Consider the following 20,191-nt stretch of genomic DNA (forward strand, 5'->3'; position numbering starts at 1 on the left):
AAAAAAACAATAGTTCAACTATTGTTTTTTTATTTTTAATAACCAGGTTTTTTTAATAGTTTAAACATATTTTCTTTATAAACTTCAACCCCTGGTTGATTGAACGGATTAACTCCTAACAAATATCCACTAAATGCACAAGCTTTCATAAATCAATAGCCTGCATAGCCAAACATTTCTGCATCCATTTTATCAAATTCAAGAATAATATTTGGTACATTTCCTGTATTTGAGTGAGCATCAATTACCCCCACTAAAGCTGTTGCATTAATTTCATGGAATGTTTTTGTTGTTAAATAATTTAATCCATCTAAATCTTCTTCAGTTGAAGGAATATTTAAATCAACTGTTGGATTTTTAACATCAATTACAGTTTCAAATAAAACATTTTTTGTTCCTTCTTGAATAAATTGTCCCAATGAGTGTAAATCTGTTGAAAATACTACACTTGTTGGAAATAAACCTTTTCCATCTTTTCCTTCTGATTCACCAAATAATTGTTTTCATCATTCAGTAAACATTTGCATTTGTAACTCGTAAGATACTAATGTTTCTGCTTTATAACCTTTTTGTTCGTGGAAAATATATCTTGCAACTGCATATTGGTAAGCTTGATTATCTAATGATTTTAGATCATTTAAAGCTTTTTGTGCACCTCTAAACATTGCATCAGTATCAATTCCAGCAACCAATAAAGGAAAAATTCCAACTGGAGTAAAGACACTAAATCTTCCTCCAATATCATCTGGAATTGTAAATGTTTGATAACCTTCTGCATCCGCCAATTGTTTTAGCGCTCCGCGAGCTTTATCTGTAACTGCAACAATCCTATTTTTTGCAACTTCTTTTCCTTTTTTATCAATTAAATGCTTTTCAAATACTCTAAATGCGATTCCAGGTTCAGTTGTTGTTCCAGATTTTGAAATATTGGCAATGGCAAATTCTTTATCAGCAATATAATCTAAAACTTGTTTTGTATAAGTCGAACTTATAGTATTTCCAATATAAATTAATTCAACTTTATCATTTGGATAAAGCCCTCTGATCATTTCATCAGCAGCTCTTGCTCCTAAATAACTGCCCCCAATTCCAACAACTAATAAAACATCAATTTCTTGTCTTAATTTGTTGGCAACTTCTTTCATTTTTTGATATTCATCTTTATTGAAATCTTCAGGTCAAGTCAATCACCCCAAAAATTCATTCCCTAATCCTGTTTTGTTTTCAATAACATCGTGAATTTCTTTCATTTTTTCTTTACTAAAATTTTTAATATCATTTTCTATCTTTGAATTTGAAAAATTTATACTTATCATATTACTATTAGCTCCTTTTGGATTTGTTTTATTTTGATTCTACTATATTTTTTAAATTATCAAAACCATCACCAGTCTCTTTAATTTTTGACTGATTTTCTTTTAATAATTCTGGTCGGATTTTTTTGTAACTTAATTTTACTTGATTTTTATCTGTAATAATTTCAATTACTTCAACTTCAACTTCATCTCCAACATTTACAAATTGCGAGATATCGCTCACAAAATAGTCAGAGAATTCTGAAATGTGAATTAAACCTTTGATAGTATCATCGCCATCAACAACTTCACAAAAGGCACCATAGTTAACTAAGCTTGTAACTTTAGCTGTAACTTTTTCACCTTTTTTTACCATTTTTCTTGCTCTCCTTACGTATTTATTTTAAACTTATTTTGAAAAGAAATGAATATGTTTCAAAATAATTTTCACAATGAGGAGAAACAAATGGAAAAAAATACCTTAGAACAAAAAGTCAAAGAAATCATCGCACAATTGCGCATGTATGTAACTCAAGATGGTGGTGACATGGAATTTGTGGCAATTAGAGATCGTCATGTTTACATACGATTATTAGGAAATTGTGTTGGTTGTGGCTTAACAGAATTAACATACAAAGAAGGTATTGAAAGTATCCTTTTAGAAGAGTTTCCCTACGACATCGATGGTGTTGAATTAGTAATGTAATAAATAGATAAAAAGTGGGTGAAAAATAATGTATTTAGCAACTTGAACAGAAGTTACAAATACAATTATGACTTGTATTTCAACTGTCACAATTGTAAGTGCTTCATTAATTATTCCTTTTTTATTAAGAAGATTTAATGATAAAAAAATGAGAATGGAAAGTGGCGAAAAATTACTTGCAGATGCCTTTGATAAGTATTTTTCAGATGAATATCCAAAAAATAATTTTGAATGATATGTAGCAGAAATAAAATCAATTCAAATAAAGTTTGATATTAACTATGTACACTGCAAAAATTGTAATAAACATTGTAAAACAGATAAATATATGGAGTTTTTTAAAGGTTATCCAAAAAACATTCCTGAATTAAATAACTTTTATTTTACTACAAGTAGATTTTCATTTAAATTTGAAATGAATGTCTTAATGTGTTACAAATGTGGAGGAAAACCAAAAGTTAAAAAAATAAAAAAAGAGAAAACTAATTAGTTTTCTCTTTTTTTAAACGTTAAATAGTCGGTTCAACGTTTAGTGTCATAAACTAGATTAATCTAATTTATTTTCCCGACTTCTTGACTATACAAAAAAAAAAAAAAAACAATCAAGTGTTTTTTTAAGAAAAATAATCATTTTTTCAAAAAAATGATTATTTAATTATCCTACAGAACCTTCCATATCCATTCTAATCAATTGGTTTAATTCTACAGCATATTCTAATGGTAATTCTTTTGTAAATGGTTCTAAGAAGCCCATAACAATTAATTCTAATGCTTGTTGTTCATCAATTCCACGACTCATTAGATAAAATAATTGCTCTTCACTAACTTTCGAAACAGTTGCTTCATGTTCAATTTGACTTTGATTATTATGTACTTTATTTTGAGGAATAGTATCTGAATGTGATTGGTTATCTAAAATCAAAGTATCACATTCAACTCTTGCTTTTGAATTAATTGCATCTGGTCCAATATATGCCAATCCTCGATAATTGGCAGTTCCCCCTTGAAAAGTAATTGATTTTGAAATGATTTTTGATTTAGTTTCTTTTCCCAAATGAATCATTTTACTTCCAGCATCTTGATAAACACCTTTTTTGGCAACTGCAATTGAGATAGTATCTCCTTGTGCTCGATCACCTTTTAAAATACAACTTGGATACTTCATATTAATTTTTGAACCAATATTGCCATCAACTCATTCCATTCTTCCATCTTCTTCAACAAGACTTCTTTTTGTAACTAAGTTTAAAACATTATCACTTCAATTTTGTACAGTTGTATATCTTACATGACTTCTTTTCCCAACATAAATTTCAACAATTGCTGCATGTAAATTATTTTTTGAATATACAGGAGCAGTACATCCTTCAATGTAATGTAATTCTGCATCATCTTCAACAATAATTAGAGTTCTTTCAAATTGTCCTGATTGTTGATAATTAATTCTAAAGTAAGCTTGTAAAGGCATTTCTACTTTAACACCTTTAGGAACATAAATAAAAGTTCCCCCTGATCAAACAGCACTATTTAAAGCAGCATATTTATTATCGTCATTATCAACAATTGATGCAAAGTATTTTTTAAATAGTTCAGGATATTTTTTTAATGCAGTATCACAATCTGTAAAAATTACTCCTTGATCTGAAATCTGAGTTTGCAATTGTTCATAAACTGGAGTTGCATCTCATTGAGCATTAATTCCTACAAAGAAGTTTTTTTCAGCTTCAGGAATTCCTAAACGATCAAATGTTTTTCTAATATTTTCTGGTACTTCATCTCAAGATGATGCAATACTATCTGTTCCTCTTGTATAGTAATAATAATCTTGAAAATCCAAGAAATTCAAATCTGGTCCAAAACTTGGTTGAGGTCTATCATTAAATTTTTTTAAAGAATCAAGTCTAAAATTCAACATTCATTCTGGTTCTTCTTTAATTGCAGAAATTTGACGAATTGTTTCTTCTGTTAAACCTTTAGGTACTTTATAACTTGAAACTTCTCCTTCGTTAAACCCATATTTATAGGTACTTATTTCTTTAATTTCTTCTTCTTGTTTTAACTTTTTCATTATTTCACCTCATTTTCTAAAATATGTCTTAATCCATCAGCACCTAATAAAGCACATTGGATTCTATTTCCTTGTTTATTAATTTCTCAAAAGGCAATTAATTCATCCAACATAGCTTCATCATAATCATTGCCAATAATCATTGCATGATAATTTGTTAATAATTTTAATGCTTCTTCCTTAGTTTTATTTTCAATTTGGCCACATAGTATATCAATTGCAGCTCCAGATATCGCACAAGTTACTCCATCAAAATTTGATTTTTCAATTTTTTGATGATCATAAATAATTTGGACATTGATTTCATCAGCACATGTTGGTGAATCTTGATACTTAATAAAACTATTATTTTTATCTTCTTCTAAGCCTTTATGTTCTGGTTCTGTGTAATGTTCCATTATAATCTGTCTTAATTGAATTCTGTCATTTTTATCTATCATTTTGTATATCACCTTTTAAATCAATTCATCAATTCAAGCATCACTATCGTTTAATGCTTCAATAAAGTATTTTAAATCTTTTTTTGTTGTATAAATTCCAAAACTTGCTCTAATTGTTGAATCAACAGCACTAAAATCTTTTGCTAAACGTGCACAATGTTTTCCAACTCTTACTGAAATATTGTATTTTTTATTTAAAAATATTCCAAAATCTTGAGCATTAACTTTATTTACATTAAATAAAACAATTGGTTGATTTGATTCTAAATTATAGAATTTTATTTTATTTGGATCTAATGTTTTTGTTAATTTAACAAAATATTTTTTTAACATACTTTCATAAGTATTAATTTTTTCAATTGAAATTTTATTAATAAAATTTAAAGCTTCTTTAAAACCTGCAATGGCACTTAAATTTAAAGTTCCTGCTTCAAATTTATATGGGATTTTAGCTAAACTATATTCATTTTTTAAAATTTTTGAATTATTGCCCCCACCATAAAAGATTGGGTCCATAATTTCTAATCAATCTTTTTTGGCTCACAATATTCCTAATCCAAATGGACCATACATCTTATGAGCAGAAAAAGCTAGAAAATCAATATCTCAATCTATAACATCTGTTTTAATATGAGCAATTGACTGGGCACTATCCACAACAACTTTAACATTTTTGTTAATTTGGCGAATATTTTTGACAATAGTTTTAACATCGTTTCATCCCCCATAAGTATTTGAAACTGAAGCAAAACTAACAAATTTAGTTTTTTCATTAATAACATCTTTAATATGATTAATATCAATTGTGCCTTCATCTTTTAATTTAAAATATTTAATCGCTAAACCAAGTTTTTCAGCCAAAACCATTCAAGGTAATAAATTTGATGAATGTTCCAATTCATTTAAAACAATTTCATCTCCTTGTGATAAAGTTTTTTGCATTCCAAAAACAATTTGGTTAATTGAATGAGTTGCTCCACTTGTAAAAATTATTTCTTCTTTATTCTCAACTCCAATAAAAAAACCAGTCAATTTTCTTGTTTCTTCTAAGATTTGATTTGCTTTATAAGCATTGTTAAATAAAGTATTGTGTGTATTTGCAGCAATTTTCACATTATATTCATATTCGGCATCTAAAACTGACTTTGGTTTTAAACTTGTTGCTGCTGTATCTAAATAAATTTCTTCTTTATTATATTTAAAATATGGAAAGTTTTCTTTGTAACTCATTTAAATCATTCCTTTTAACATTTTTTTCATTTCAGTTTCAAGGTATTCATTTTCAAAATTTAAAAAGATTGGTTCAAAGTATCCATTAACAATTAATTCTTCTGCTTGCTCTTTTTTTAACCCTCTTGATGAAAGATAAAATACTTGATCTGGGTCAAGCATTCCAATAGCATTGGCATGACTTGCAACAATATCATTTTCATCTATTAATAAAACAGGATCTGAATCTGCTTTTGCTTCTTTGTCTAATACTAATAAACGCAGTTCTTGATGAGCTTCACTTGAACTTGAACCATGACGAATGTCACTTACACATCTAATAAATCCTTGTGATTTATTTTTTAATACCTCATATGCTTTAATATCCGAAGTTGTTGCTCTTTGTAAATGGCGAACTGTAATTACAGAATTCTTTTTTAAAGTTTGATTTAAAATTGAAGCACTGTAATATTGAACTCCTGAGTTTTCTTCATTTAAATTAACTGTGATATTGTCATCACAATTATAATCTCCAAGATTGGCAATATATAACTTTAATTGAGCATATTTTTTTAGATTAAAATTAATATCAAATTTCTTATTATTTTGTTTATCTTGTAAAAAGATAATTGTTAAATCAATTGCAGCATTTTCTTGAATATTTATATCCATTTGACCATCAACTGATTGTAAAAGAATAATTGTCTTTTGAGTTTGTGACAAATCAATATTTGAAAGTGGTTGTTCTCTTAAATCAATAAGGTTATTAATTTTTGATGTATCAATCATTAAATTAACTCCTTAACTCAGTTATAACCTTCACTATTGATTTTATCAACAATCTCAACACCCCCACTTTTAACAATTTTTCCATCAATTATTACGTGTGCATGAGTTGGTTTAACTTTTTTAAAGAAACGATCATAGTGACTTACAATAATCATTCCTTGATCTTTAAGTTCTGCATCATTTAAATTTTTTGACACAACTTCAAGGGCATCAACATCAAGTCCAGAATCAATTTCATCAATTAAACTAAATAAAGGATTTAGCATTTTTAATTGTAAAATTTCATTCTTTTTCTTTTCTCCTCCAGAAAAACCATCATTAACAAATCTTTTTAACATATGTAAATCAAAGTCTAAATCAATTGCCTTAGCTTTAATGTCTTTAAAAATTGCTTGTAATTTTTGCTTTTCTTCACTGTGAGCATTAACAACATATTTTAAAAATTCTAAATTACTTACACCAGGAATTGTTTGTGGATTTTGCATTGCTAAAAATAAACCAGCTTTACTTCTTTCATCAACTGACATTTCTAAAATACTTTCTCCATCCAATAAAATATCTCCTTGTGTAATTTCATATTTTGGATGACCCATAATAGCCATAAGAAGAGTAGATTTACCATTTCCATTTGGTCCCATTAGAGCATGAATTTCACCTGAATTAACAGTTAAATTTACTCCTTTTAAAATTTCTCTTTCCTCAATATTTACATGTAAATCTATTATTTCAATTTTATGCATATTCTCAAATCTCCTAACTAAATTTAATTATAAATAGTTAATAATGAAAAAACTTTTTTTTGTGAATTAAATTTAATTAAAATAAGAAAAACCTATATTTTTCTTTATAATTATTTTGATAAATGAAAATTCAAGGAGTGAATAGTGTGAAAAAGTTAATAACACTACTAGGTAGTTTGTCTCTAACAGCTAGTGCATCAACAATGGCAGTAGCTTGTGGAACAGATTATGATCAAAAAAAAGACGGGAACTCTATTTTAATCAAATTCTTGAACTCTTTAAATGGTACTGCAGAAATTGACGCGTCTGACGTGTTATGACAATTAATTAATACAGATGGTCCAGCTAACAGAAGTCAATTCTTATTAGAAATGCTTCAGTTATTTAATGTTTCACTATTAGCAAATAGTGAAACAAACTTTGCTGGTGAAGATAATATTTTAGATGAAGATAATGAATATGTTAATAAAGAACTAGGAAATAACTTAATTAATAAATTCAAAGCTTTAAATACTGCAGTCGATTTACAAATTCAAAGAGAAAAAGATGATTATAAAAGAACAAACGGAAAAAAATGAGAGAAAAAATGAAAACAAATGCTTGTAGATAAGTATTCAGTTTACCAAGAAGACACAGACGATATGGATTACGCCTTCTTAGAAGCTAAATATAAAGCAGATATTTTGATGACAGATTCTACAAACAATGCAACAAAGGCAATTTTAGACGTATTGTTAAATACAGACAGCTATGGAGTTGTTTGAACTAAAAAAGAAGATGTAAGAAAGAAATATACAAATTTAAATAACGTAAAAAGTGATAATACAAAACTTATCCAAGCATATAATGCTGATAAATTAGCACTTGATCAAATTATTAACTCTACAACAGATGAAGTTGATTCATGAGATAAAAAATATAACAATATTGATACTTCAGCAGAAAATGTAGAACAAGCTGCTAAAGAAATTAAAGATGCTTTAGCAACAATTACAAAATTGGAAGACATTGCAAATGATGTTCCAGAAGATATAACTCAATGATCTACTTTAGGTAGTGAATCAAGAGCAGGAATGTTAAGTAAATCTCAATTATTTTTCTTAAACAAATATTTTCAAACAAATGCGCCATTAGCAATCAGTGAAATCGTTGTTTCATTTTCAGATAATGGTAAATTTGATGATGGAATAAGTATTGAAGATTTTAAAGGTGATCAAAGTATTGATGCGAAGGCTTTAATAAAACTTTATAATACTATTTCTTCAGATACATCAGGATGATGAACAACAGCTTTAATAGATTCTTCATTAGCTACAGGTCTTGCACCAAAAGCAACTGTTAAAAAATATGATAACCTTTTAACACTTTCATCTAGTTCAGAAACATTTTCTGATACATTAAAAACTGTTGTTTATGACCATGTATTAGGTACAGAGACAGGAAATAGTATTGAATTAGCTAAAGATTTAAATGATGAAACAGCGTTAGAAACAGTAATTACTAATCTTAATAGAGCAGCAACTAATACAACTGCTTTCTATGGTACATTAGGCGAAAATAAACTTGTTTATATTGATACTGATGGAATGCATTTTGTTTCTCTTGATGGTTATAGTAAATTTAACACAACACGAAGTGAAACTGATGAAACAACAACTGATAGTGATACTCTTAAACAATTAAAATTATTCAATGAATTTCACTCTTTAACAGATAGACAAAAAGTTATTAAATTAATGACTGATTCAAGTAGTACTTATATGACTGACTTAAATAGTTCAATTAATAATGAGTATTTACAATATCTTGTAAATACTTCACTTTTAAAAGGTATTTCAAGTAGTCCAGTTAACTATGATATTATGAGTGAAGTTAAAAGTTGAGCAACAGTTTCAAGTTCTACAGAATCACAAACTTATTGAACAACAACAGTATTTGATTACTTTAAAACTACAACAAATTTAACTAAAAACAACGAATTATTATCTCAGTTTATCATTTTTGGTGAAGGTGAAGAAGCACATAATCCAAATGGAGAAGAAATTGCTATTGCAATGCAAGGATGAACAGTTAATGCAATTGGATCATCACAAGAAAATACTGAAGATAACCCTTCTATTCTATTTGTTGAAAATCATAAAAATTGAAAAGAAACAATTGAAAAAAATACTACATTAAATTATCCAATAAAAACAATGACAAATACTAAATTTAATGCAGATACTCTTTCAGGTACAATTAGTGAAAAGTGAAATCCAAATTCCACTTTAATTAAATATGATTTAAGAAATAGTATGAGTTATACTTCATACTTGTTTAATACATTAGGAGGTGAATTGTAATGAAAAAACTACTTAGTTTATTAGGTTCAGTTTCTCTTCTTACAACTGCTGGAAATGCTGTTGTTGCATGTACAAATGACAGAATTACAAGTCCTAAATTAGATCCTGATTTAGCAAAACAAATTATTGCAAAATTAGCTGGAACTGATGTGGCAAGTATTGATTTTGGTGATTTATTTTCAAGTGCTGATGTTACAACAGTTGTTGTAAATATTATTAATGACTTAATATCAAAACAATATAGTTATGATTCAACAAATAAGTTATTATCTCAATTAGGGCTTAACCAATATGCAAAACCTGGAGAATCTAATCTATTACCTGAAGATTTCTTAAATTTCTTTAATCAAAATGCTTCTACTATTGCAGAAGATATACTATTTACAGAATATACAAAATCAATTTCTTCTGGTATTAGAATGGACTTTACACAAGCAAATTCTTTATATGCTTTAAATCCAATAAGAGAAACTACTGTTAAATCATTTGATGGTGAAAGCGATATTAAAGTAAATATTCAAGATAAAATTTGATTCAATGGTAAGATCTGAGCTAAAGGTTCAGAAAGTGTTGATGGAAATAAAGAACTACCAAAATTAGAAGATTTAACTGAAGAATATGCTTCTAAAAAAGCAATTTTTAAAATTGGTGCCACTGAAAGTAGCGCAAATGAAATAACTGCAAAAACTGCTTTAAAATTAAGATTCCAAGATTATTTTGAAAATAAATTAATGAAAGATATTATTTCTAACTTACTTACAACTTCATTTATTGAAGCAAATATGTTCAATATTTCTTCACAAGCTGGAGAAAATTCAAATAAAAATGGGGCATATTTAAATATTTCTAATACATTATTTTCAAAAACTCAAAGTTGAAATACATCTTCAACTGCAGATTGAAAAACAAATGTAAAAATGGTTTGAAGTTATAAAATTGATAATACAGATCAAAAAGCAGCAGCACAAATTAAAACAGCTTTTAATGCTTTAAATAGTTTTATTGATACTTCTACAGGTGAACTAAAAGACGACACTTCATTATTTAAATTAATGGAAGATTTTAAAACTAATTTAGGAAGCGAAACACCTATTTATAATGGTGATGGTTCAAATGCTTATGATTCTTTCTTTGGAAAAGAAGGATTTAAAGGAATAACTATCTATGAAAATGGTGTTAGCATTGGAACTAGTCCAATTGCAAATAAGGCATATGAAGATGCAGTTAAAACTTCAACTAAAGCTGGAATATTATTAAATAGTAATACACTTCCATTCTTTAATGATACAGATAACTCAAACATTGCAGAAGTTGTATTTGTGTTACCAATTTACATGATTGAATTATTGGGTGCAAGTATTGGTAGTGAAAATGATGTTTACAAAATTAATGGAGCCCCTTCTTCAACAATTGATGAAGAAGAAAATTCAGTTGCTATTAATTTTGGTCCAACATCTCAAAGTTCTACAAGATATAGTGATGTTTGAAATAATTTAAATAACATGAAATATCATTCAACTGATGTAAGAACTATTGCAAGTAATGAGGCAAATAGACAAGCTATGATAAACCAAATAAAATATGTGGTTTCTCAAGATACTTCAGTTTCAGATCTTGCAAAAACAGTATTGTATTCACAATACTTAGATGTAGATGAAATCTATTATGCAGGTTTATTTGACCAAATTGGTAGATACATTAAATCGGATGAAGACGAAGATGATTAAAAACTAAAACTATGTTTTAGTTTTTTTATTTATTTTGTAAAATAACTATGTGAGGTAAAAAATATGGAAAATTGTATATTTTGTAAAATTATTAATAAAGAAATTCCTTCAAAAGTAATCTATGAAAATGAATTTACAATAGCATTTTTAGATGTATTTCCAAATTCTGATGGTCATTGCTTAGTAATTCCCAAAAAGCACTTTGAAAATTTTGAATTAACAGATGATCAGTATGCTTTTGAAGTTTTAAAAACTAAAAAAGAAGTTATCAAAATTTTGAGAAATAAACTACCTGTTGAACCAACTGGTTTTAACTATATTTCTAATCAAGGAGAACAGGCTTTTCAAACGGTATTTCACTATCATGAACATATAATTCCAAAATATGTCAAAGAAGAAGGATATACTTTTGTTATTAAAAAAGATGAAGCAAAAATGACTGATTTAGAAAAATTACATCAATTATTTAAATAAAAAACTCAATTTAAAATTGAGTTTTTTATTTATTAAAATGTTTTAAAAAGCTTTTACCCTCTTCTGTAAAGATTTTTGAAGTTCACCCTTCACCCTTTACTTTAGATAATTCATCATTGATTTTATAAATTCGTGCATCAAGTGCATCTAATGAAGAGACAATTACTCCTTCGATCATAATTGGTTCAATTGGTGAACCAAATTCATTTTTACCATGACTTGATAAAATAATATGTTGTAATTTAACAGCTTCATTTCTTTGTTCTTCATTTAATTTTAATTGCTCAATTAAGCTTGCAATAAAAGTATTTCCAATTGAAATGTGACCCAATAGTTTACCTTCATCAGTATATTCTGTTGCAGTTTTACCCTTCATTTCAATTACTTTTCCAATATCATGTAATGTAGCTCCACAATAGATCAATTCTCAATCAATATCTGCATAATTGTAAACTTCTTTTAAACCCATTGCTCCTTTTACAAGAGAATAACTATGTCAAATTAATCCCCCAATTAAGTTATGGTGAATTGAAGTTGCAGCTGGATAAGTTTTAAATTCTTCTTCATATTTTTGCAAGATTGTTTTTGTAATTTTTTGATAAACTCCATTTTGTAAACCATCAATTAAAGTTATCAATTCATCATAAATTTTATCAACATCAATTGGAGCACTTATTGCAAACTCTTCTGCTAAAATTCCAAATGTAGAGTAATCTTTTTCTTCTATTATTTGATAGTGATTAATTTTTAATTGCAATTGTTGGCGATATAAATTAACGTTTGCATCAATTTTAATGAGACTATCCACTTTAATTGTTTGTACATCCTTTTCATCTGCATTTCATAATCTTGCTTCGATTCTTCCGGTTTTATCCACTAAATTGACAATTAAATAATTTGAACCATTATTACCTGTTGATAAAATGACTCTTTCAACACGAGCAACAAGTTCTAAAGATTTGATTTCACTATTTATTTCAAAAATTTTCATAAAATATTTCCTTTTCAATAAAATTATTTTATCAAAAAAGCACTTATGAATTAAGTGCTTTTTAAATTAATAATCCTGGGTTTTGAATTATGTCATTAAATTCTTTTGTAAATTCAATTGCATCTTTAATATCAATTAAAGTAGTATCAAAGTTTACACAAACATTAACATAATTTGATAATATCATTTCACCTTTTAATTTTGAATGAACTGCACCAACTGATAATGAAATAATTGATGATTCATCTAATTGGATTGATGAAGATAAGACATTAAATTGAGATAAATCAATTAACATAATGTTTTTTGCACTTTCAATTTCTTGATTTGTATCAACTTGTTTTGCTATATCAATGATTGAAGTTGAATTTTCAACAACAATATCAACAAAACCAAATTTATTGCCAATACTTCTTGCAAGTGAAATAGTTGAATTATTATTATAATCAAATTCATCAAATTTATTTAATACCATTTTTAATGCTTTTAAATAAAAAGTATTTAAATTTAATTCAACCCCTTTTGCTTTATAAGGATCAAACATTAAAGTATGTAAATGTAGTAATGCTGTTACATCAACTTCAAAGTTAATTGAACTTGTTTGTTTTGAAGTAATATTTACATTTGCTGGATCAATTTTATTAAATTTCATTTCTGAAAGTTTTTTATTTAATTGATCATGTTTTTCTTCTAATTGAGCTAATTGTGATTTAATTGAAGAATCATCATATTCTTGATTGATAACTTTAATTTCTTCAACTGTTTTTTGCTCAACATCAGAAGGTTTTTCTTCTGTTTGTTCTGGTTCAACTTCAAGAGAATCAATAACAACATCTTCAAGAGATATTAAATCTTCATTTTCATCACTTGCAAATTTTGATAGAAATTGAGATTCATTAACTGTTTTTAAAATTTGTGTTTCTCTAATTTCAGGATTATGATTTTCAAAAATCTTGATATCTTTTTCATCTTCTAATTTTAGGGCTTTTAAGTTAGTCAATTCTTGAGTAATTGAATCACTTACAGTAATTGGTTGAGGATATTCATGTTCATTTTCAATCGGACTTGATTGTGGTTTTGCAAATACATTTAATTCTTCAAAGTTTAAATGAGCATTATTTTGTTCTAAAGTTTCAACTGATTGAGAAGAAGTTGTAGCTTCATTTAACTGAATATCAAAATCTTTTGCCATTTCTTTAATTGAAACTTCTTTATCAACTTCGTGAGCACCTTCAGCAGTTAGATGACTTAATAATTCAAGTTCTTTTGTAACACTATCATCTGAACTAATAGCGTTTGCACCTCTTTGTTCTCATAAATCATCATGGTGATCACTTATTTTTTCACTTCTTTCAATTGATTGTTGACCAATACTTGTAGGCATTTGGTTACTAAAATCAATTGTTTTAGTTGTGGTTTGTACAATTTCTTCTTCTACTTTAATTTCTTCAACTGGATGTTCAGCTTCAACTGATTGTTTTTCATTTTGAGATAAAAATTCTGGTTTAATATCTGTATTTAAATCAAAATCATCAGCTGGTTCAAAACTTATAGTTTCACCGTTTTCATCATTTAATGATTCTAAAAAACCATTTTCAGTCAATGCTTCTCTTAAAGTATCTCCAATATTTTGAGGTTTTTTTAAGACACCTGCTAATTCTTTTTGATTCATAACATCAAAAATTACATCTCCATGTGAAACAATTAATGATTCAATGATGTAAATATTGCGAATAACTCCTTCAATTGGAGATTCAATTTTAAATCTTTCTAATTGTGTTGAAATTTGGGCAAGAACTTGTCCTTGCTCTACTGCTTGTCCATCTTTAACAAACACTTTTTCAACAATACCCTTATATTTTCTGGGATTTTTAAATTTTATTTTTTCCATGTTTAGCCCCTCTACTACAAAAATGTGTTTTTGCCCTAAAACACTACATTTTTATTTTACATTATTTTACTTAATAATCTAACTTTTTTATTATTTATACTTAAAAGCATGTGCTTCTACTCATAAACTTGAACTTTCTTCTCATGATTTAGCAACTCTTTTAAAATTAAACAATTTTGGTCATTCTGTATAATCTAAATTTTCAGTATCATTTTTTAGTTTTTCAATTACTTCAAATAATTCTCAAAATTCATATTCTTCTATAAATAAAACTGGTCCAAATCCTTTAAAAATAAACATTGCTTGAATTAAAAATCAAATATAATCAAGTGAAAGCTCATCTAATGGCATTAACTTTAAATAATCAACATACGCATATAGTAAATATTCACATAATGTACATAAATCATCATATGAATACATTCTTACTCATATGTATTCAAGAATTTCATAGAATTTTTTTGATTTTTCAGTTTTAAATTCAAATACGTCTAACTTTTGGCCGCTTGGATCAAAAGCAAGATAAATATTTTTTAAATCCTCAATATTAATTAATTTATCTTCTGTTTCTTTTTTATTAACCCCTTTAGTCACAAGTGCTCTAACGAGATCTAAAGCTTTTGCTGTATTTATTAAGATATCTTCATATGTATTTTTAGCATCTTCATCTAAATAGTCTTTTTCTTCTACGAAATCTGCAATTTCATCTGAAGAAATATTAATTTTTTTAAACAGAACCATAGTATTTATATAATCTATATAGAAATCTGTTCAAAATTGTTCCTTTTCATATAACATTATTTCACCTAATTAATTTTCTTTAAATAAACCTTTATATTTTCAAGACTTTGTTTAAAAATATATTCGTTTTTCTGCATTTTATTTTGAAATTTATCATTATGCACTTCTATTATACCCATATTTGCTTTCATTGGTTTAAGTTTTTTTATTTTTTCATTAGTTATATAGTTAATTAAAGAGCCTAAAATTGTTTCTTTTGGAAAAGGAATAAATTTTCTATTTTCTTTTAAAGCTTTTAACGCAAAGAAAACAATAAATGATGAAGCAAATGATTCAATATATCCTTCAACTCCAGTTATTTGTCCTGCAAAATAGATATTTTTTTTGCGCATTACTTGTAATTTTTTATTTAAGATTTTGGGTGAATTTATAAAGTTATTTTTATGCATTACACCATATCTTACAAAATGCGCATTTTGTAAACCTTTTAAACTTGAAAAAATACGTTTTTGTTCAGTTCATGTTAAATTTGTTTGAAAACCAACCATATTATAAAGTTGTTCCAAAGCATCATCGCGACGTAATTGAATCACAGCATAAGACTTTTGATTATTATTTTCTAAATTATTTGGCGATAAAGGTCCATTCAGTAATGCCTTTTTGCCCATTACAGCAATTTGTTCAATTGGTTGACAACCTTTAAAAAAAATCTCTTTTTCAAATTCCTTTAATTTAACAGTTGATCCTGTAATTAATTTATTGTGAAATTCTTCAAATTCTTCTTGATTCAAAGGAATACAAATATAACTGTTATCATCACCATGTCTTGATTTGAAATATACTTGATTAAAATCGATTGATTCCTTAGTTAAAATTGGTGCTGAAGCATCAAGATAAAATAATTTTTGATTTCCTATAACACGATTAATTTCAGTTTTAAATTCTTCGCTTACTAAAGGACCACATGTAATCACAGTTAATTTCTTTTCATCAATATATTTTAATTCTTCTTCAACAACTTCAATATTTTTGTGTTCACGAATAGTTTTATCAACTAATTGTGAAAATAAAACACGGTCAACTGCTAAAGCATCATCTGCAGGAATAGCTGTTTTGTAGGCACAATCCAAAATAAAAGAATTAAGTAATCTTAATTCTTCTTTTAAGATTCCTACTGCATTTTGTGTTGATTTACTTCTAAATGTATTTGAACAAACCAATTCAGCAAAAGTATTTAAAGATTGAATTTCATTCTTATTGACATTCTTCTTTTCATATAATTTGACTTTAAATCCAATTTCTGCTAATTGATATGCCAGTTCACACCCAGCAAGTCCAGCACCAACAATAGTTACTTCCATAATTATTTTTTAGTTAACTCCTCAATTTTATCAAGATCAATTTGTCCCTCAAAAGTTCCATTATCTCTAACAGCTGTTCCAACATGAATATAATTAGATATTGTTTTACATTTATCAAAATTTGATAATTTAACTCCCCCACCAATTAAGATTTTAGTGTTTAAGTTAAGATTTTTTAAACGTTCTAAGATTTCAAAACCTTTTTCAATATCATTTCCCCCAGAAGTCAAAACACAATCAACATTTAAATCATTTAATTTTTTGTATTCAGTTACAAAATCTTCAACGCAATCAAATGCTTTATGAAAAGTTATTTGTAAATGTCCTTTTAATGCAATTACTTGTTTTAAAAATTCAATATCAATTGTATTATCTTGATTTAAAATACCATAAACAATACCATTTGCTTTTGTGGTTTTAATGAATTCAATATCTTTTAAAATTTGTGCTTTTTCTTCAGGATTTGAATAAAAATCTTTATGAGTATGTCGCACAATTACATTTACAGGAATTTGTGAAATTTCACAAACATCTTTAATTGTTTGATAATCTGGAGTATAACCTCCAAATTCAAGTTTGTCACATAATTCAATGCGTGAAGCTTGAGTTTTATTAATTGCAATTGCGTCTTCAACATTTTTGCCAATTACTTCTAAAAAAATCACTATAAATATTTCTCCAATTCTCTTACTTTATCTAATTTTTCTCAGCTAAATTCTGATTTCCCAAAGTGTCCATATTTTGCAGTTCTAAAGAAAATTGGTTTTCTTAAATCTAATTTCTCTAAAATACTTGCAACTTTAAAGTCAAAGTTTTCTTTCAATGCTTTTTGTAAAACATCCATTGGTACTTTATTAGTTCCAAATGCTTCAATAAAAATTGAAACTGGCTCTGCCATACCAATTGCATAACTTACTTGAATTTCAATTTGATCGGCAAGTCCTGCTGCTACCATATTTTTAGCAGCATAACGACACATATATGCCGCACTTCTATCCACTTTTGTTGCGTCTTTTCCAGAGAAAGCTCCCCCACCATGACGAGCATAACCTCCGTAAGTATCAACAATAATTTTTCTTCCAGTTAAACCAACATCACCAAGTGGTCCCCCAATTACAAATTTACCTGTAGGATTAATTAAAACTTTAAAATCTGTATTTAATCCATGTCTTTTAGCAACAACGTCCATGATGTTTTTCTTAATAAATGTTTCAAATTCTGTTTTGTTATAATCTTCATCATGTTGAATTGACATTAAAATTGTAGCAATGGTTGGATTTTTCATATTTGTATAATCCATTGTAACTTGAGATTTCATATCTGGTTGAGCATATTTAAATGCCCCTGCTTTTCTTAATTTACTTGCTAAATGCACTAAATCGTGAGCAATTTGAATTGAATAAGGCATATAAGTATTTGTTTCATTATTTGCATAACCAAACATGATTCCTTGATCTCCAGCTCCCAATTCTGCACCATCAACTCCCATAGCAATATCTGGTGATTGTTCTTTTAATTTAACTAAAACTTCACAAGTATTTGCATCAATTCCTGTAGCAGCATTATTGTATCTTACTTTTGCTAAAATCCTTCTAACTTGTTGTTCATAATCCACTTTAGCAATGGTTGTAATTTCTCCTGAAACTATTACTAAATCTTTTGTTGCCATAGTTTCACAAGCTACTCTAGAATTGGGATCTTGTTCTAAACAAGCATCTAAAATAGCATCAGAAATTTGATCACATAATTTATCGGGATGTCCTTCTGAAACTGATTCGCTTGTAAAATATCTTTTCATAATATATATTTCTCCTTCTTAATTTATATAAAAAAATGACCTTTAGAGGGGTCATTACTAATAAGCATAGCGTCTTATTGATGGTTTCCCCCTAATTTAAGCACCTAACTAAATAGGTTGCTACTACTTCAATGAGTTTTTTCTCTCAGTAGTTCTTAATAAGATTTATTAAGTCTGTACTTATATACTATCAAATTTTAAATTGATTTGAAAAGCAATTCAAAACTTTTAACATCATTTTCCATAAATCATTTATGCTTTTTATTTTTAAGTACTACTAAATTATACTTATTCTTATCAAATTTAGTTAAAAATTTTGCTGTTTTTTTGCGATTACAGTATAAATCATCAGTTGGTTGAAAAATAGTCACTTTAACTGGAGCTTTATTAATATTTTTTGCTAAATATTTTACAGCTTTTTTATTTTGAAAATATTGTCTTACTGAAAAAGAGCCATATTGTAGATTATTTTTCGTGATCAAATCAATTTCATTTTTGCCTTCAACCATATCTTCACCATGAAGTTTTTCAATTACTTTTAAGTTCATATTAAATAAAGTACCAAAAAAGACAGTAAAATTAAATGATTTTGAATTTTTATATGCTTTGTTAACTCTTAAATTTAGAGCAACCATTTGGCTAATAGTATTATCATGCAAAATTTTGCTCAAAACTGCTAAATTAAATCCACTTGATATCAAGATAATTTCTTTATCTTGATATCGTTCTTTAATTGATTCAATCATTTCTTTAACATCAGATAATAAAGTTCCTTGATTTTGTTCTAAATCATGTTGATTTTTAACTCCTCTTTGATCAAAACTAATAAAATCATATTTAAGTTTATTATTGCTTATATATTTATATAAATTATCAAATTCCTCATATGTACTGTGAAAATCTGGAACACATAACAATAAAGGATCATTATTTTTGTTAATTGCTCCATTTATTTTTAATTCAAAACCATCTTTTGTTTTAAAAATATTATTATTGATAAATTCACCTCTTTGAGAAACTACTGGATTAAATTTATAAGAATTAAATTTAACAGTTCTTGCTATTAAATAAATCAAAACAATAAATAAAAGTGTTCCTAAAACAACATAAATAATTAATGAAATCATGTCTCATACCATTGGTAACATAGTTTAATTCACCTCAACTATAAAATTGATTTTAACATAAAAAAAATACAACCTATAATGTTGTATTTTATATTTATTTAAATATTAATCTCCATGAGACAAGTCAAGTGCATAAACATCAAATTGACCCATAAATCAGAATGCAAAGATGACATTTTGTTTTCTAACTATAAATTCGTCATTTCCCATAACATTTATAGCTTCATAAATAACGTTACCTGCATCTTGCTCTAAATTAATTCTCATTCTTTCAAAGTCGTAAATTGTAGATCTACCATACATTTCATTCTTACGTTCAAATTCTACTTCAGTTAAAATTCTTTCATAAGTATCTCTATATTTAGCAGCACTTTTTAAACGTTGTTCTAATCCCCTACAAACGTTTTTTACTTCTTTGTCTAATGCGAATAATGCTTCATGTAAATTTCTAAGTTTGTCATGTCTTTTCATATCGTCATCTCCCGCGAACTC

The 20,191-nt window shown here is 27.0% G+C and carries 20 protein-coding genes and 1 riboswitch; of the genes, 5 read left to right on the plus strand and 15 right to left on the minus strand.

Annotated features, from left to right (window positions below; all coding sequences use genetic code 4):
* Positions 1-35: 35 nt before the first annotated feature.
* Both SCULI_RS04095 and SCULI_RS04100 read right to left on the minus strand, forming a co-directional pair.
* Positions 36-1,316: a glucose-6-phosphate isomerase gene (locus SCULI_RS04095; protein ID WP_025363370.1), complete on the minus strand. Its 1,281-nt coding sequence runs from the start codon at positions 1,314-1,316 to the stop codon at positions 36-38.
* Between the two features lie 28 nt (positions 1,317-1,344).
* Positions 1,345-1,671, minus strand: a complete 327-nt coding sequence (locus tag SCULI_RS04100) for a S1 RNA-binding domain-containing protein (RefSeq protein ID WP_025363371.1) — start codon at positions 1,669-1,671, stop codon at positions 1,345-1,347.
* A 90-nt stretch (positions 1,672-1,761) separates the two neighbouring features.
* Here SCULI_RS04100 and SCULI_RS04105 point away from each other — a divergent pair, with 90 nt between their 5' ends.
* Together SCULI_RS04105 and SCULI_RS04110 are read left to right on the plus strand one after the other, a co-directional pair.
* On the plus strand, positions 1,762-2,001 hold the full coding sequence (locus tag SCULI_RS04105) for a NifU family protein (RefSeq protein WP_025363372.1): 240 nt from the start codon (positions 1,762-1,764) through the stop codon (positions 1,999-2,001).
* A 28-nt stretch (positions 2,002-2,029) separates the two neighbouring features.
* Entirely contained in the window at positions 2,030-2,491 is a 462-nt protein-coding gene (locus SCULI_RS04110; RefSeq protein WP_025363373.1) for a hypothetical protein, read from the plus strand.
* 165 nt (positions 2,492-2,656) lie between these two features.
* Here the strand turns inward: SCULI_RS04110 and sufB are convergent, their stop codons facing one another.
* From sufB to sufC, 5 genes are read right to left on the minus strand one after another with little or no spacing between them, the layout of a single operon-like run.
* Positions 2,657-4,069, minus strand: coding sequence for a Fe-S cluster assembly protein SufB (sufB, locus tag SCULI_RS04115; protein WP_038648117.1), 1,413 nt, complete (start codon positions 4,067-4,069; stop codon positions 2,657-2,659).
* The gene (locus SCULI_RS04120) at positions 4,069-4,509 is read right to left on the minus strand and encodes an iron-sulfur cluster assembly scaffold protein (RefSeq protein ID WP_025363375.1); all 441 of its coding nucleotides are present in this window, start codon (positions 4,507-4,509) and stop codon (positions 4,069-4,071) included. Before SCULI_RS04120 ends, sufB begins: the two co-directional genes overlap by 1 nt.
* A 15-nt stretch (positions 4,510-4,524) precedes the next feature.
* The gene (locus SCULI_RS04125; RefSeq protein WP_025363376.1) at positions 4,525-5,739 is read right to left on the minus strand and encodes an aminotransferase class V-fold PLP-dependent enzyme; all 1,215 of its coding nucleotides are present in this window, start codon (positions 5,737-5,739) and stop codon (positions 4,525-4,527) included.
* Entirely contained in the window at positions 5,740-6,507 is a 768-nt protein-coding gene (locus tag SCULI_RS04130) for a SufB/SufD family protein (RefSeq protein WP_025363377.1), read from the minus strand. It abuts the gene before it with no gap.
* Positions 6,507-7,247, minus strand: a complete 741-nt coding sequence (sufC, locus tag SCULI_RS04135) for a Fe-S cluster assembly ATPase SufC (RefSeq protein ID WP_025363378.1) — start codon at positions 7,245-7,247, stop codon at positions 6,507-6,509. Before sufC ends, SCULI_RS04130 begins: the two co-directional genes overlap by 1 nt.
* 146 nt (positions 7,248-7,393) lie before the next feature.
* Here sufC and SCULI_RS04140 point away from each other — a divergent pair, with 146 nt between their 5' ends.
* The 3 genes from SCULI_RS04140 to SCULI_RS04150 all read left to right on the plus strand — a co-directional run bounded on the left by SCULI_RS04140 (position 7,394) and on the right by SCULI_RS04150 (position 11,790).
* Positions 7,394-9,589: a lipoprotein gene (locus tag SCULI_RS04140; protein WP_025363379.1), complete on the plus strand. Its 2,196-nt coding sequence runs from the start codon at positions 7,394-7,396 to the stop codon at positions 9,587-9,589.
* A complete protein-coding gene (locus SCULI_RS04145; protein ID WP_025363380.1) occupies positions 9,589-11,316 on the plus strand; it encodes a lipoprotein in 1,728 nt (575 codons plus the stop codon). Before SCULI_RS04140 ends, SCULI_RS04145 begins: the two co-directional genes overlap by 1 nt.
* Positions 11,317-11,379: 63 nt before the next feature.
* Positions 11,380-11,790 carry an HIT family protein gene (locus SCULI_RS04150; RefSeq protein WP_025363381.1) on the plus strand — a complete coding sequence of 137 codons (411 nt, stop codon included), beginning with the start codon at positions 11,380-11,382 and terminating at the stop codon, positions 11,788-11,790.
* A gap of 25 nt (positions 11,791-11,815) precedes the next feature.
* Here SCULI_RS04150 and SCULI_RS04155 read toward each other — a convergent pair whose 3' ends face one another.
* From SCULI_RS04155 to SCULI_RS04190, 8 genes are all read right to left on the minus strand, one after another.
* Positions 11,816-12,781 (minus strand): 3'-5' exoribonuclease YhaM family protein, encoded by a 966-nt coding sequence (locus SCULI_RS04155; protein ID WP_025363382.1) that lies wholly within the window; start codon positions 12,779-12,781, stop codon positions 11,816-11,818.
* Between the two features lie 61 nt (positions 12,782-12,842).
* Positions 12,843-14,672, minus strand: coding sequence for a biotin/lipoyl-containing protein (locus SCULI_RS04160; RefSeq protein ID WP_025363383.1), 1,830 nt, complete (start codon positions 14,670-14,672; stop codon positions 12,843-12,845).
* Positions 14,673-14,762: 90 nt separating this feature from the next.
* A complete protein-coding gene (locus tag SCULI_RS04165; RefSeq protein ID WP_025363384.1) occupies positions 14,763-15,470 on the minus strand; it encodes a hypothetical protein in 708 nt (235 codons plus the stop codon).
* 8 nt (positions 15,471-15,478) lie between these two features.
* Positions 15,479-16,780 (minus strand): methylenetetrahydrofolate--tRNA-(uracil(54)-C(5))-methyltransferase (FADH(2)-oxidizing) TrmFO, encoded by a 1,302-nt coding sequence (gene trmFO / locus SCULI_RS04170; protein WP_148294467.1) that lies wholly within the window; start codon positions 16,778-16,780, stop codon positions 15,479-15,481.
* The gene (locus SCULI_RS04175) at positions 16,777-17,439 is read right to left on the minus strand and encodes a copper homeostasis protein CutC (protein WP_053230336.1); all 663 of its coding nucleotides are present in this window, start codon (positions 17,437-17,439) and stop codon (positions 16,777-16,779) included. The genes trmFO and SCULI_RS04175 overlap by 4 nt, the downstream gene beginning before the upstream one ends.
* Positions 17,439-18,572, minus strand: coding sequence for a methionine adenosyltransferase (gene metK, locus SCULI_RS04180; RefSeq protein ID WP_025363386.1), 1,134 nt, complete (start codon positions 18,570-18,572; stop codon positions 17,439-17,441). The genes SCULI_RS04175 and metK overlap by 1 nt, the downstream gene beginning before the upstream one ends.
* A gap of 71 nt (positions 18,573-18,643) precedes the next feature.
* Positions 18,644-18,737, minus strand: a riboswitch (SAM riboswitch).
* A gap of 32 nt (positions 18,738-18,769) precedes the next feature.
* Positions 18,770-19,720, minus strand: a complete 951-nt coding sequence (locus SCULI_RS04185) for a serine aminopeptidase domain-containing protein (RefSeq protein WP_025363387.1) — start codon at positions 19,718-19,720, stop codon at positions 18,770-18,772.
* Between the two features lie 84 nt (positions 19,721-19,804).
* A complete protein-coding gene (locus tag SCULI_RS04190; protein WP_025363388.1) occupies positions 19,805-20,170 on the minus strand; it encodes a hypothetical protein in 366 nt (121 codons plus the stop codon).
* Positions 20,171-20,191 lie beyond the last annotated feature (21 nt).

The organism is Spiroplasma culicicola AES-1 (genome assembly GCF_000565175.1).
GTDB lineage: Bacteria > Bacillota_I > Bacilli_A > Mycoplasmatales > Mycoplasmataceae > Spiroplasma_A > Spiroplasma_A culicicola.